Annotated in this window: 13 protein-coding genes; 3 read left to right on the top strand and 10 right to left on the bottom strand. The window is 64.7% G+C overall.

Annotation, left to right across the window (positions count from 1 at the left end; genetic code table 11):
- Positions 1-4 precede the first annotated feature (4 nt).
- Positions 5-1,558 (top strand): phytoene desaturase family protein, encoded by a 1,554-nt coding sequence (locus TRD_RS06445; RefSeq protein WP_015922322.1) that lies wholly within the window; start codon positions 5-7, stop codon positions 1,556-1,558.
- Here the strand turns inward: TRD_RS06445 and mrdA are convergent.
- The 7 genes from mrdA to tatA form a co-directional block, all read right to left on the bottom strand.
- Positions 1,549-3,726 (bottom strand): penicillin-binding protein 2, encoded by a 2,178-nt coding sequence (mrdA, locus tag TRD_RS06450; RefSeq protein ID WP_015922323.1) that lies wholly within the window; start codon positions 3,724-3,726, stop codon positions 1,549-1,551. The genes TRD_RS06445 and mrdA overlap by 10 nt on opposite strands.
- A 103-nt stretch (positions 3,727-3,829) precedes the next feature.
- Positions 3,830-4,804, bottom strand: a complete 975-nt coding sequence (locus TRD_RS06455; RefSeq protein WP_015922324.1) for a ribose-phosphate diphosphokinase — start codon at positions 4,802-4,804, stop codon at positions 3,830-3,832.
- Between the two features lie 4 nt (positions 4,805-4,808).
- On the bottom strand, positions 4,809-5,567 hold the full coding sequence (gene rnc / locus TRD_RS06460) for a ribonuclease III (RefSeq protein ID WP_015922325.1): 759 nt from the start codon (positions 5,565-5,567) through the stop codon (positions 4,809-4,811).
- A 3-nt stretch (positions 5,568-5,570) separates the two neighbouring features.
- Entirely contained in the window at positions 5,571-6,005 is a 435-nt protein-coding gene (locus TRD_RS06465; RefSeq protein WP_015922326.1) for a hypothetical protein, read from the bottom strand.
- 93 nt (positions 6,006-6,098) lie between these two features.
- On the bottom strand, positions 6,099-6,458 hold the full coding sequence (locus TRD_RS06470; RefSeq protein ID WP_015922327.1) for a DUF190 domain-containing protein: 360 nt from the start codon (positions 6,456-6,458) through the stop codon (positions 6,099-6,101).
- Between the two features lie 10 nt (positions 6,459-6,468).
- Positions 6,469-6,837, bottom strand: coding sequence for a fluoride efflux transporter CrcB (gene crcB / locus TRD_RS06475; protein ID WP_041436013.1), 369 nt, complete (start codon positions 6,835-6,837; stop codon positions 6,469-6,471).
- 142 nt (positions 6,838-6,979) lie between these two features.
- Positions 6,980-7,183, bottom strand: coding sequence for a twin-arginine translocase TatA/TatE family subunit (gene tatA / locus TRD_RS06480; RefSeq protein ID WP_015922329.1), 204 nt, complete (start codon positions 7,181-7,183; stop codon positions 6,980-6,982).
- Positions 7,184-7,470: 287 nt separating this feature from the next.
- Here tatA and TRD_RS06485 point away from each other — a divergent pair, with 287 nt between their 5' ends.
- Complete coding sequence (locus tag TRD_RS06485; protein WP_143714654.1) at positions 7,471-8,277, top strand: tyrosine-protein phosphatase; 807 nt, start codon at positions 7,471-7,473, stop codon at positions 8,275-8,277.
- Here TRD_RS06485 and hemG read toward each other — a convergent pair.
- The 3 genes from hemG to hemE are packed head-to-tail and all read right to left on the bottom strand — an operon-like array spanning position 8,274 to position 11,740.
- On the bottom strand, positions 8,274-9,689 hold the full coding sequence (gene hemG, locus TRD_RS06490; protein ID WP_041436798.1) for a protoporphyrinogen oxidase: 1,416 nt from the start codon (positions 9,687-9,689) through the stop codon (positions 8,274-8,276). The two genes, TRD_RS06485 and hemG, sit on opposite strands and share 4 nt — an antisense overlap.
- A complete protein-coding gene (hemH, locus tag TRD_RS06495) occupies positions 9,686-10,642 on the bottom strand; it encodes a ferrochelatase (protein ID WP_015922332.1) in 957 nt (318 codons plus the stop codon). Before hemH ends, hemG begins: the two co-directional genes overlap by 4 nt.
- Positions 10,643-10,663: 21 nt before the next feature.
- Positions 10,664-11,740 (bottom strand): uroporphyrinogen decarboxylase, encoded by a 1,077-nt coding sequence (gene hemE / locus TRD_RS06500; protein ID WP_420806794.1) that lies wholly within the window; start codon positions 11,738-11,740, stop codon positions 10,664-10,666.
- A gap of 185 nt (positions 11,741-11,925) precedes the next feature.
- Here hemE and TRD_RS06505 point away from each other — a divergent pair, with 185 nt between their 5' ends.
- Complete coding sequence (locus TRD_RS06505; RefSeq protein WP_015922334.1) at positions 11,926-13,773, top strand: methyl-accepting chemotaxis protein; 1,848 nt, start codon at positions 11,926-11,928, stop codon at positions 13,771-13,773.
- The last annotated feature ends 37 nt before the right edge of the window (positions 13,774-13,810 follow it).

A 13,810-nucleotide genomic window follows, 5' to 3' on the forward strand; every position in this document is an offset into this window, starting at 1 on the left:
CCGCATGACATCCCAGAGTACACGACGAATCGTCGTCATCGGTGCCGGCATCGCCGGGCTTGCGGCTGGTGCGGCACTGTCCCATGCTGGACTCCCGGTCACCGTGCTGGAGGCCCACATCTACCCCGGTGGGTGCGCCGCCTCGTTCCGTTATCAGGGCCACTGGTACGATGCTGGTGCGACCCTGGTCGCTGGACTCGCCCCGGGAGGACCGCTCCAACTGCTCGGGCGCACCGCCGGGATCGAGTCATGGCCGGCCCGGCTCTGCGATCCGACCATGGTCGTCCATCTGGAGGACGGCACGATAGTCCCCCGCTACGCTGACGAGCGACGCTGGGAGACGTACCGATCGCTCTTTCCCACCAGTCTGCCTTTCTGGACCTGGCAAGAAAAGACGGCGCGTCTTCTCTGGGATTTCGCCTTGCGGCTCCCCGAACTGCGACCCCGCTCACTCGGCTCGCTGCGCGACCTGGTCGCTGCGACGGCGCGGTGGTTCCTCGCCGCCCACCCTTCCCCCGCGATCGTGCTTGACTTGTGGCGCCCACTGGCGCGGTATCTGCCGGACGATCCGATCTTCCGCCGCTTCATCGATGCACAGCTCCTCATCGCGGCACAGGGTGTGGCCACCGACATTTTTGCGCTTTATGGCGCTGCCGCGCTGGACTTGCCCAATGCTGGTGTGGCCGAACTCGCCGGTGGTACCGGGACGATCGCCCGTCTTCTCGTCGAAGCGATCCAGCGGCAGGGCGGCTCGGTCCATTTCCGCCAGGAGGTGGAAACCATCGAACGCGCAGGCACCAGCTGGCGCATCCGAACCCGGCAAGGGCTGGTTCTCGAATCGTCGCTCCTCATCGCGAACCTCACGCCATGGGGACTGGCGCGCATCTGGCCCGAGGCGCCGAAATGGTTACGCTCCCGCACTGAGCGACCGCCGCGCGGCTGGGGAGCCTTCATGCTCTATGTGAGTCTGGACAGCAGCGCTATCCCGCGGGGCACGCCGGTCCACCAGCAAATTCTCGCACCCGGCCAGCTCGGCGAGGGGCGATCCGTCTTTCTCTCGCTCAGTCCGGAGTGGGATGGCAGCCGGGCACCGGCCGGCCGCCGAGCCGCTACGATGAGTACGCATACGCGCTACGAGCACTGGTGGCGGCTCGCCGAGACCGATCGGACAGCCTACGAAGCCGAAATCGCGCGCTATACCGAACGCATGCTGGATACGGCAGCCCGTGCACTTCCCTGGCTACCGGGCGCGATCCGCGCCGTACTGCCGAGTACGCCCCTCGCGTTCCAGCGCTTCGCCCGGCGACCCTGGGGCTGGGTCGGTGGCTTTCCGCAGCGCCATCCGTTCGTCGGTTGGCCAACGGAGATCGTGCCGGGCTTGTATCTGGTGGGCGATAGCGTCTTTCCGGGCCAGTCGATTCCGGCGACAGCCCTCGCGGGCCTCCGTGTCGCACGCCGGATCCTGCGCGATCTCGGTGCAGACCTCGTACTCGCTCCGCAAGAGCCGAGCATGCACCCCCCGGTGGGAGACGGCGAGCCCGTCATGGCCTATCGCTGAAAATACCCGGCTTGTTGCGCTGTTTCGAGGATCTGCCGCGCGATCGGTGCCGCGACGCGCGACCCTTCCCCGCCGTGCTCCACCATCACCACCAGGACGAGTTCTGGATTCTCGGCTGGCGCGATCGCCACGAACCAGGCGTGCGGCGTCTCCTGGCCAGACTCGGCCGTACCTGTCTTGCCTGCCACCGAAACCGTAAAACCCTGGAAGGCACTCCATGCTGTCCCGTTCGGCCGAGCGACCACATCGCGTAATGCGGCTCGGATCGTGTCGATCTGCTCTGGTGTCAACGGGAGCGCTCCTCGCGCCTTCGGCTCGGCATGGAAACGCTCGCTGCCGTCGATCGCGACGACTCGCTCGACGAGGAACGGCTGCCAGAGCGTGCCCCCGTTGGCGAGCGCCGCATAGGCATCGGCCAACTGCAGCGGCGTCGCCAGGAAGAATCCTTGTCCGATCGACAGATTGACCGCATCTCCTCGCGCCCAGTAGTCCCCACGCTCCCGACGCTTCCAGCTGGGATCAGGGACCAGGCCGGCCGTCTCGGGCAACTCGGTGAGTCCAGTTTCCGACCCGAAACCGAACGCACGCGCCATCTGGGGAAGCAGGTTGGGATCGCGCTCGTCGAGCTGCGCACCGATCTGAAAGAAGACGGTGTTACAGGACTGGACCAGGGCATCGTGCAGCGTCAACTGTCCCTGCCCGCGCGGGTTCCAATCGCGCCAAACAACAGAACTTCCCGGCAGACTGAAGGTGGGCGGGCAATCGAACCTGCTCTCGGCGCGCAAGCCCAGATACGCCAGTCCTGCAGCCATGGTCACCACCTTGAAGGTCGATCCGGTGGGATATCCCACCTGCGTCGCCCGGTCGATCAGTGGGCGACGTTGCTCGTCATTGAGCGCCTGCCATTCGTCGGTTCGCAACCCGAGGATGAAGCGGTTGGGATCGAAGCTCGGGTTACTCACCAAAGCCCGGATGGCACCGCTCCGCGGATCGATCGCCACCACGCTCCCGACCCGATCACCGAGCGCTCGGTACGCTGCCTCTTGCAGGTCGGTATCGATCGTCGTCAGCACGTCAGCCGCCGGCTGTGCCGGGATCTCGGCGAGGAATCGTCGCTCTCTCCCGTCCGGCCCGACGATGACTAACCGCCCTCCGCGGCGGCCGCGCAGGAAGTCTTCCGCCCACGCCTCGATCCCCGCTCGTCCGATCCGATCGCCCGGCTCATAGCCGTCAGCCGCACGCCGCTCGAGTTCCTCGGCTGAAACCTCCGAGAGATAGCCGGTCACGTGCGCGGCGGCCGGGCCGAGGGGATAGACGCGCTCGGGCCACTGACGGACCACGACCCCGGGGATTCCGGCGAGCTGTTCGAGCAAACCGGGATCGATCGGATCGGGGAGCGTTGCGACCGGCATGAACCAATCAGGTTGTCCACCAGCATACCGCTGCCGTATCGTCTCGGAGGGCACATTGAGGAGAGTACTCAAGCGCTCGAGCAAAAGGTGCTCGTCGCGAATCTGTCCCGGAACGACACCCACCTTGTTCACCAAACCCAGTTGGGCAAGCGGCCTTCCCTTCACGTCGAGGAGACGGCCACGCTGGGGAACCGTCGGGATCCACTCGACACGGCCGTCACCCAAGTCGGCGACGATGAGCGAAGGTGTCCAATCGATCCGGAACGCGTCCCCTTCGCGAACGATCGGGATCGCGTTATCCTCCTCGAGTCGGCCGACGCGCGTCGTCTCGCGTACCACGTGGATCGGAAAGCGCATGGTCCCAGGCAACGCCTCTCCCAGCGTGACCTGGAGCGAGCGTTCGCCCATTTCGGCCGAGATCGCTTCGTAGCGACGAATGAACTGAGCTTCGTCGATTTGCTGACGGGCAGCCGACGAGAGGAGCGCGTACATCGCGCGGTAGTCCCGCTCCTCCCAGGCGCGCACGAAACGCTCAGCAGCTTCGCGGGCTGTCCGCGGGGCAGCCAACTCGCGCGTCAGTGTGGCTGAGGCACTGCTCTGGTCGGCAACCCCGATCGTCGTCGTGTCCTGCCGGTCACCGAACTGGAGCGCGACTGCGACGATACCGCCGGTCACGATCGCGAAGATCAGCAGGCCAGCGACCAGAGATCCCGACGCGCTTCTCCGGCGCGACGAACGGACCGTAGCGCGTGGCATCCTCACACCTCACGCAACTGCCGTCCGGCTTCGTGCCCGAGAAGCGTTGCATGCTCACCCGGGCGACGTCAAGCGCTGCCACCGTTCGCCCGACCAGTGGATCTCAGCGCAAGGGCAAACGCCCAGCACTGCGGTAGGCCAAACTGACGCTGGCTCCGGTGTGGATCCGCTGGATCGATTCACCGAGCAGGGGTGCCACCGAAAGAACCGTGATCTTGTCCAGCCGCTTCTGTGGAGGAAGCGGGATCGTATCGGTCACGACAACTTCTTTGATCGGGCTCAGGGCGAGCCGTTCGATCGCCGGTCCGCTCAGGACTGGATGGGTACAGGCCGCATACACTTCACGCGCACCGCGAGCGATACAGAGCTCGGCCGCTTGGGTGATCGATCCCGCTGTATCGATCTCGTCGTCGATCAGGATCACCGATGCGTCATCGACCGAACCGATGAGATTCAGCACTTCGGTTCGATCGTCGTTCCCCAGCCGGCGCTTTTCGATGATGGCGAGGGGAGCGTCCAGTTCCTCGGCGAAGTTGCGTGCCCGCTTGGTGCTCCCGAGGTCAGGGGAAACGACTACCGGATTCTCCAGTCGTTTTTCCTGGAAGTACCGCGCGAGAATCGGCAGCGCGGTCATCTCGTCCACGGGGATGTTGAAGAAACCTTGGATCTGCCCTGCATGCAGATCGACGGTCAGAATCCGATCCGCTCCGGCGACGGTGATCATGTCGGCGATCAGACGAGCGGTGATGGGCACACGCGGTTGGTCCTTCTTGTCTGTTCTCCCGTAGGCGTAGTAGGGGATCACCGCGGTGATCCGACCGGCTGATGCGCGCTTGAGGGCATCGATGATGATCAGTAGCTCCATGATGCTCTCGTTCACGGGGCTCGAGAACGACTGGATGACGAAGACATCGTTCTCGCGCACGCTCTCGCCGATGCGCACGAAGATATTTTCGTTGCTGAACTTGAAGACTTCGATCCGTCCGGGTGGGATGTCGATATAGGCGCAGATCGCCTTGGTGAGTTCCGGATTGGAATTACCACCGAAAATCGTCAGTTGGTCGTAGAGCCCGCCCATCGCCTCAGCCGATCCCCTCCGCCCGCAGCCGCTCGAGTGCGCGCCGTGCTGCCTCTTGCTCCGCTGCCCGCTTGCTCGGGCCGTGGCCCACTCCGTATGGGCGCTCGCCGATCAGCACTTCCGCCGTGAACGTACGCTGGTGCGCCGGCCCCGTCACTGCAATGGTGCGATAGACCGGCGTGATCCGCAACCGGTCTTGAATCAGTTCCTGGAGCCGTCCCTTGTAGTTCTCGTTCTGGCCGATCGCGATCAGTCCCTCGGCCTCTTCGAGCAAGAGCCGGTGCAGGAACCGCCGCACGACCCGAATACCACGATCCAGGTAGAGCGCACCGAGCACCGCCTCGAAGGCTCCTGCGAGAATCCGTTCGCGGACCGGTCGCCCCGGTCGGGGCACCTCGCTACGACCGAGATACAAGAACTCGTCGAGTCGGAAACGGCGTGCCCAGCGTGCCAACGTCGGCGTACGCACCAAAGCCGCGCGGTACGCGGTGAGTTCCCCCTCGCTCGCGGTGGGAAAGCGCCGGTAGAGGAACTCGCTCACCAAGAGTTCGAGAACTGCGTCGCCGAGAAACTCCAAGCGCTCGTTCGCCTCCTCGACCGCGGCCTGCGTGCTCCGGCTCCGTTCGTAGACGTACGAAAGGTGCGTCAAGGCCTGGCGCAGGAGGTCCGGTCGACGGAACGCGATCCCCAGGGCCTCCATCGCCTGCACGACTCGCTCGTCGCGCCCGCTCGACTGCGCTCGGTTCGTCTGCTGGTCCTCCATCGATCAATGAGCCTCGAGCACGCTCGCGAGATCCACCTGCGCGTCGCGCGCCACCCGCTCCAAGGCTTCCCAATCGATCGAGATGATGTACAGGTAATGCATCGGCTGCGTCTCGCGCGTGGTCGACTTGGCGAGACCAGGACCGACGAGGAAATGGATCAACGCTTCGGCCATTTCGTTCTCGTCCCGCCGGCGATCGTCCAGCGTGATGGCATTCCCCCCAGCACGATGGGCCTCGTACGCCCGCCGCAGGCCACGCTGGAAGGCGCGCGCCAGCTTGTCGGCGAGCTGGTGCTCACGCCGGATCACGCGCCGTTGCTCGGCTGGGATCTCGTGTTCTTCCAGCCCAGCCGAAGCCCGCTCGAGATCTTTCGCCTCCTCGCGACCGGTATAGTGTTCGGCGAGATAATGCAGTAATCGCTGCGCTTCGGTCGCCACGCGCCCCCACACGACTGTGTGCCTGTCGCTACCCGGCCTACCGGGCGGTTGCAATTCTCGCATATGGCGCAGGGAGGAGGGAACCGGGTACGCTCAGCTCTGCCCGGAGACCCCCGATCGGCGAACCGCTTGGTGGTGGACCACCTCGCAGTCGACCAGCACGATCAATCCTTGGCTCACCATTTCGCGCAGTCGTGGCAGGACAGCCGCGATCCGCTCTGCTGTCTCTATCACCTCGATGACGACCGGGAGATCGACCGAGAGCTGGAGAACACGCGTGGTGTGAACAGCGCCGCTCGCGCCGTATCCAGCGATCCCTCGATGCACGGTCGCACCCGCGATCCCCTCGTGACGCAGGAGATCGAGGATCGCCGCGTAGAGCGGCTTTCCATGCCAATGATCCCGCTCGCCGATGTAAATGCGGAGCCACTTCGCTGGTCCGCTCAATTCCATGGCTGGCCCCTCAGAATACCCACCGAACGACGATACTGCCGAGCCATGCGCAGAACACCCCGATGACGAGCGACCCGAAGCCATAGAGGAACGCTGGCAGAATATCACCCTCTTCGAGTAACGTCAACATTTCCCAAGACAATGACGAAAAGGTCGTGAAACCTCCGAGAATACCCACGCCGAGCAGTAGACGCGCCTGACTGGAGAGAAAACCGCGCAACGTCATCTCCAGCACGATCCCGATGAGAAAACTGCCCACGAGATTGACGACGACCGTTCCCCAGGGGAAGAAATCGACTCGATGCTGGACCCAACTCGTCACGAGATACCGTAGAATCGCTCCGAGGCCACCACCCAGAGCGACGATCCCTACCTCCATGCTGCTCACTTTCTCTTCGCTCGTCCAGACCACAAGGAAGCCGAGCTTCTCATCGACCAGAAGCCCGGCCTCACGAATTCCCGGTCAAGCTCGAACTACCGGAATTCACCAGGAATCCAGCAGACTCTCACCGTCTTTTCTGTCAAGCGGTCTTGTCAGGGAGATTGCTCTGAGCCTGCTGCGCCTGCTCGGCCCGCTGCGCCTCCTGAGCCTCCCGTGCGGCCTGGCGGAACTCGCGGATGCTCTGCCCGAGACCACGCCCGATCTCCGGCAGCTTCCCCGCGCCAAAGATGACGATCACGATGAAGAGGACGATCAGAAGTTCCTGCCAACCTAGTTGCGGCATCGTTCGCCTTCGCCTCCTCCGCTGTGCGGCACATCACCGTGCTGAGCCAATTGAACACCCTCCGCTCGCGCACGGCAACTCCCCTTTCGCACCGGTTGTCACGCCCGTTCGCAGGCTGAAACACCTCATTGGACAACGCCAACGTGCGCTTTGCCAGCAAACGAGCACGGCGAGGCCCCTGTGCCCGATTTCCTCGAGCCAGGGAGGTACCGCCGACATGGTCTGGCCACAGTCGCCGCAAAGCGCGCGAGTAGACTCAGAAAGGGACGATCAGGGGGTGGACTGCCGTGCACCACAGGGAACCACCGATCCAAGTGGATATCCACACGCACGTGCTGCCGGGCATCGACGATGGCGCGCGCGATATCGAGCAAGCCCTCGCCATGCTCCGCGTCGCAGCAGCAGACGGGACGCAGATCGTGGTCGCGACACCGCACGCTCGCCGTACCGACGTCGCCCAGGTCGTTGCTGCTGTCGAACGCTTGCAGGAGGCCATCGACCGCCAGAGCCTTCCGCTCCAACTCGCCAGCGGTATGGAGGAACAGCTCTGGCCCGATCTAGTCGATCGGCTCCTCGTGGGTACCGCATTGACGCTGTGCGGCACTCGCTGGGTGTTGGTCGAGTTGCCCGACTGGACTGCCTGGCCGAGTGACCTCACCGACCGTCTCTTGGAACTGCGCGCAGCCGGATTCCGGCCAATCCTCGCCCACGTCGAGCGGTATGGACCGATTCAGCGCCAGCCCGAACGACTCCTCGAGGCGATCGCCACCGGCGCATTGATCCAGGTGAACGCCGACTCGTTGTTCGGTCAGAATGGCTACGCCGCGCAGCAGGTCGCGCTCCGTCTGATTCGGGCAGGAGCGGTGAGCGTGCTCGCCAGCGATGCGCACCATCCAGAATGGCGAGCACCGCGCCTGCGGCCGGCCTTCGAGCGGCTGGCTGCGCTCTTCGGCGAGGAGGTAGTCAGCCGGCTCCAGGCAAATGCAGTGGCTGTCGTGCGGGACCAGGACGTCGCGTCGCCCTCTCCGGATCCTGACATGCTCTCTACTTCAATGACGCTGCTCGAGCGCGTCCGCGCGTGGGTCGGTTTCTAGCGCCCCACGCTCTGCCTCGCTCCGATCCCCTGCAGGACCGCCTCGGCTGCCCGCCAGCCACTCGCGATGCAGTCCGATACGCCCACACCGTCATAGGCTGCGCCGGCCAGCGCGAGCCCCGGCCAGGAACCCAGGAGACTCCGGAGTTCGGCGACCCGCTGCCGATGTCCGACGCAATACTGTGGCAATGCTCGCTCGTGCCGGGAGACGATCGCATGTAGGGGTTCGGCTTGCAAACCGACTGCGGAGCGGAGTTCCTGAAGCGCGACCGCGACGGGGATCTCAGCGGGAGCATCGTCGCTGAGCCCAGCTCGCTCGGCGCGGAAGAAGACACGGACGAGCCCGAGATGTTCGGGTGCGCGCGCCGGGAACTTGTTGGTCACCCACGTCACCGCCGAGATCGGCCGCCCCTCGCGCGCGGGAACCAGGAAGCCTCGCCCCCGCGCGAATCCAGCGAGATCACTCTGGCGGTAGACCAGCGTGACCGCCGCGCTGGAGGCATACGGAAGAGCCTGCAGGACCGCTGCGGCTCGGGTAAAGGATCGCTCGAACAGCCGGGCTGCCCGCCAGGCCGGTACCGCGAGGATCACCCCATCAGCCTCCAGCCGCGTCCCGTCCGCCAGGTCGATCGCGAATCCACCATTGGAAGGCGCAATGCCCAACGCGGTCGCACCGGTTCGCACCACGGTGCGCTGCAAATCGCCAGCGACCGCCCTCACGAGACGTCCCATACCAGACCGCAGGGTCAGAAAGGGTGATCCTCCGGCTAGCCCAGCTGGTCGTCGCGCCTGCATGGCTCTCGCGCGCAACAGACTGCCTCGCTCCCGCTCCAGGCGCCGCAACTGCGGATAGGTTGCGAGAACGCTCAGCTGCCCCGCGTCTCCAGCGAAGATCCCCGAAAGGAGCGGCTCGGCCACACGCTCGGCGAACTCGCGACCGAAGCGGCGGCGTACGAAGCTCGCCAGCGATTCGTCGTCTTCATCGAGCCGGGGTGGAACGAGATACTCAGCGAGAAGCCGCAACTTCCCGAGTGGCGAGAGGAGCGGGCTCGTGAGCAACGGTCGAAGGCGTGTCGGGACCAGGAGGGAGAGCCCACTGGGGAGTGGGAGCAGGCGCCCGTCGTGCATGATCGACGTCTCGGCCTGATCCGCTCGCAAGCCGATGATCTCCGACTCCAGACCGAGTGCACGGGCGAGTTCAGTCGCTGCAGGTTTGCTCGCCACCCACGAATCCGGACCATGCTCGATGATGACCTCACCCCAGTGCTCGGTCCGGATCCATCCCCCCAGGCGGGGCTCTGCCTCGATCAGCGTGACGCTGATCGCCGGACTCAGCTGTTCGAGGCGCCAGGCCGCAGCGAGACCAGCGATCCCCCCGCCGATGACGACCACATGAGCGTGCACCTCGCTCATCCTACCCCAACGCGCGCCGCGCGCAGCGTCCGCCGCACCGCATTCGCGATCGCTCGGCAAAGCAGGGGATGATCGTTCAACATCGCTGGCCGCTCGAGCACGATTCCCCGGGACAACGCGTACTCCTTGTGTGCGATATCGACGTCGTAGAGCACTTCCACGTGGTCGCAGACGAACCCGATCGGTACCAGCAAGACTCGCGCAACACCCGCAGCCGCCAACTCGTCGAGCGTCTCCTCGACCGTCGGCCCCAACCACGGTTCCTCGCTCGCTCCCTGACTCTGGAAAGCGAAACGCCACTCGTATTCTGGGAAGTGCGCCGCGACCAGCCGGACGGAGGTGAGAATCTCCTCCCGGTACGGATCCCCCCAGTCCAGTATCCGCGTCGGCAAACTATGCGCGGTGAACAGCAAGAGCGTCCGAGATCGCTCCGTCTCGGGGACGGCTCGGAGCGCCGCAGCGATCCGGTCGACCCAAGCGGCGATGAACTCCGGCTCGTCCTTCCAGCTCTCGACCGCATGGACAGGAACCGTCGCCTGATGGTCGCGGAGCGCCTCGTCCAGTCGTGCCAGATAAGCACCCACGCTCATCCGAGAGTAATGAGGCGCCATCACGACCGCGACGAGCCGGTCGACGCCGTCGCGCAGGATCTCTGGAACCACCTCGCGAATGAAGGGATGCCAGTGTCGCATCGCCACGTAGATGCGGTAGTCAACCCCATCCTCGGTCGCGTACTCCTGCAACGCTCGTTCGATCCCGAGCGCCTCGGCCCGGGTGCGCTCGAGGATCGGGGAACGACCACCGATCGCCCGGTAACGCTCCGTGAGATCAGCCAAGAGTTCGGGCGAATACGGCCGCCCGTGTCGGACGTCCAGGAGGAAGGCCGGAAGATCGTCCAAACGATCGGGTCCTCCGTAGGCCATGAGCAAGACAGCGACGCGCTCGCGTGTCACGGTTTTCCTCCCTTCTCATACTCAGTCTCGGACACGGGCGCTGTACTCGTGCACGAACTCGACGAGGATCGCGACCGCATCGGGCGATGTCTCCGGCAGCACGCCGTGCCCGAGGTTGAAAATGTGACCGGGTCGGCCTGCTGCACGGTCCAAGACATCGCGCGCAGCTTTCCGAAGGTCCTCAGCTGGAGCGAGGAGCCAAGCCGGATCGAGATTCCCTTGGATCGCTCGCGCGCCGATCGCGTTCCAGGCACGATCGAGCTCGATCCGCCAGTCCACGCCGATGACATCGGCTCCCGTGTCAGCCACCAGATCGAGATAGCCGGCTGTTCCAGTGCTGAAGACGATGACCGGGACGCCGAGTTCGCGAACCGCTGCAACGATGCGTCGTGTCCACGGAAGCACCGCGTCACGGTAGACAGCCGGTGCCAATGCTCCTGCCCAGCTGTCGAAGAGCTGAACGACCTCTGCGCCAGCGCGAACCTGCAGCATGAGATAGCGGATCGTGAGCTCGGTCAAGCGCTCCAGCAAGCGTTCCCAAGCAGACCGCTCGGTGAGGAGAAATCGTTTCGTCCGCACGTACTGGCGGGAGCTCCCACCCTCGATCAGGTAGCTGGCCAGTGTGAAGGGAGCCCCCGCGAAACCGATGACTGCCACCCGCTCCGGCAATTCCGCTCGCACGATCCGGATCGCCTCGGCCACCGGCCACAGAGGACTTTCGTCCGGTTCAGGGAGCCGGTCGACCGCTGCCGGATCGCGGATCGGCGCACCGATGACCGGCCCTTCGCCCTCGGCGAAGCTGAGCGGTACACCGAGCGCGAGCACTGGCAGCAGGATATCGGCAAAGATGATCGCTGCGTCGAGAGGATAACGGCGGAGCGGCTGGAGTGTCACTTCGGCGGCGAGTTCCGGTTGGCGACAGAGTTCCAAGAGGCTGTAACGCTCGCGCAAGGCACGGTATTCCGGAAGATACCGCCCAGCTTGCCGCATCAACCACACGGGAGTCATGTCGACCGTTTTTCGACGGCACGCCCGCAGCAGGGGTGAATTTACCATTGCGTCATCCGATCGATGATCTCCTTCTGCCTCTTTGGCCATCGAGATGGGCATGGTGACCCATCCGCTTCGTTCCGAGTCTACCACTGTGCGCACCAGTGCAAGTTCCCTCCTTTTTGCAAATTCACCCGATCAGTACCTTCAGTGCCTCACATAGGAGAGATTGGCTACGCACCGGCCATCGCCGGGTTCCGAGTCTTTCCCATCGAAGAAAGGAGGGAATGCCCGTGAACGAAGGGCCACACCAGGATTTTCGCGACCGTTGGACCGCCGGCGGAGCCGCGCTGGCAGAGGCACTCCGGCTGACGAACGAGAACCTCGCATACCGCCGCCAGTTCATTGGCTTGACGCCAGCTGATCGCGCTGTCTTGGCCAAACTCGCTCCCTGGGCGGAGCGTGTGGCGGGCCGCATCGCCCGCCGCTTCTACGACCACCAGTTCACCTTTCCCGAAACGCGCCGCTTCTTCGAGCAGTACGCCAACCGGCGCGGGATACCACTCGAACAGGTCAGGCAGCGCCTCGAGCAAACCCAAGCCGCTTATTTTCGCTCCATCTTCGAGGAGGCAGCGCGCGGTGGAGACTTCGGTCTGTCCTACTACACGATGCGGTTACGCATCGGTGCCTTGCACAACCAGATCGACCTTCCTCTCAAGTGGTACATCGGAAGCTACGCTCTCTACACGGACCTCGTTCGAGACGAACTCCGCCGTGCCTTCCGGCTTCGTCCGCGCTTGCGTGCCCAGGCGGAACGCGCCATCCTCACTGTCTTCAACTACGATCTCCAGGCAGTGATCGATGCGTTCTTCCTCGATTACCTCCGTTCGATCGGCCTCGATCTCGGGAGTATCCCGGTCCGCGATGCCCGCGAGGACCTCACTGACCAACATGGCGAACTGCGGCGGCGCCTCACGGAAGCCGTCACCACCCTCACCGGAAGCTGCCAGCAGTCTTCGACGCTCAGCCACGCCCTGGCGCGAACGAGCAGCGACCTGGAGCGGATCGCCCAGGCGATCGCGGCGGCGAGCCGGGAACTCGCTGCCACCATGGCGCACGATCAGCATTTGGTCGACCAGGTCGCCACGGCCCACACCCAAATCGATCAAGCCGCCACTGGCATCGCCCGCGGTGCCGGTCAGCAGGACACCACGATTCGGCAGCTGCACAGCGCAGCCCGCGAACTCGCGCAACGGATCGAGGCCATCGTCGAGCGAGCTGGTCAGGGAGCGACGAGTGGACGCGAGGCACTGACAGCCGCCGAGCAAGGTGGACAGGTCATCACGGTCACGCTCGGCGAACTTCGTGTCCTGGCGGACGGGATGCGCGAGCTTGCCGAACAGGTCGAACAACTGACCAACCTGGCCAGCCAGGTCGGTCAGATGGGCCGCGCGATCGAAGAGATCGCCGAACAGACCAATCTCCTGGCTCTCAACGCGGCGATCGAAGCTGCCCGAGCCGGGGAAGCCGGCAAAGGATTCGCGGTCGTCGCCGAGGAGGTCCGCAAGCTGGCCGAGCGGTCGAAGCAGGCCACTAGCGAGATCCTGGAACTGGTCGGCACTATTACCGAGTCGATCAGCAAAGCCGCTGCCTCAGCCCGCCAAAGCGCCCAACGTGCCGAGCAGAGCTCGGAACTGGCAGGGAACGCCGAGCGAGCTGCCCAGGAAATCGTGGAACGAGCTCGCGCCCTCGTCGACAGTATCGTCGCCATCGATCGCGAAGGCCAACTCGTGCGCCGATCGACCGAACAGGTGAGCACCCTCCTGGAAACGGTCAACGCAGTAACCCGAGAGCACGCTGCAGCCGCTGAACAACTTCAGGCGACCATGCATGCGGTCCACCGTCAGTGGCAAGAACTGGAAGCGCATCTGCGCGCCAGCCTCACGCAGGCCGAACGAGTGGCGAACGAGAGCGATGCGCTCGAGGATATCGCGAGCGAAACCGCACGGCTGGCACGGCTCATCGAAGAGCAAGCAGCAGCACTCGGGAGTTCCGCTCGCGCCTTCGCTGTCGCCAGTGACACCGAGCTCGTCGCGTTTTCGAACGGGAAACTAAAGGAGCAGTTCTCGATCGCCGAGTGACCCTCCGACGGGAACCTCCTGCCGAGTGGTACCGTCC

The sequence above is a fragment of the Thermomicrobium roseum DSM 5159 genome (assembly GCF_000021685.1).
Taxonomy (GTDB): Bacteria; Chloroflexota; Chloroflexia; order Thermomicrobiales; family Thermomicrobiaceae; genus Thermomicrobium; species Thermomicrobium roseum.

Excerpts from the sequence above, each read along its gene's own strand:
- TRD_RS06445 (WP_015922322.1), top strand. The coding sequence starts at position 5 with ATGACATCCCAGAGTACACGACGAATCGTCGTCATCGGTGCCGGCATC.
- mrdA (WP_015922323.1), bottom strand. The coding sequence starts at position 3,726 with ATGCCACGCGCTACGGTCCGTTCGTCGCGCCGGAGAAGCGCGTCGGGA.
- TRD_RS06455 (WP_015922324.1), bottom strand. The coding sequence starts at position 4,804 with ATGGGCGGGCTCTACGACCAACTGACGATTTTCGGTGGTAATTCCAAT.
- rnc (WP_015922325.1), bottom strand. The coding sequence starts at position 5,567 with ATGGAGGACCAGCAGACGAACCGAGCGCAGTCGAGCGGGCGCGACGAG.
- TRD_RS06470 (WP_015922327.1), bottom strand. The coding sequence starts at position 6,458 with ATGGAATTGAGCGGACCAGCGAAGTGGCTCCGCATTTACATCGGCGAG.
- crcB (WP_041436013.1), bottom strand. The coding sequence starts at position 6,837 with ATGGAGGTAGGGATCGTCGCTCTGGGTGGTGGCCTCGGAGCGATTCTA.
- tatA (WP_015922329.1), bottom strand. The coding sequence starts at position 7,183 with ATGCCGCAACTAGGTTGGCAGGAACTTCTGATCGTCCTCTTCATCGTG.
- hemG (WP_041436798.1), bottom strand. The coding sequence starts at position 9,689 with ATGAGCGAGGTGCACGCTCATGTGGTCGTCATCGGCGGGGGGATCGCT.
- hemE (WP_420806794.1), bottom strand. The coding sequence starts at position 11,740 with ATGGCCAAAGAGGCAGAAGGAGATCATCGATCGGATGACGCAATGGTA.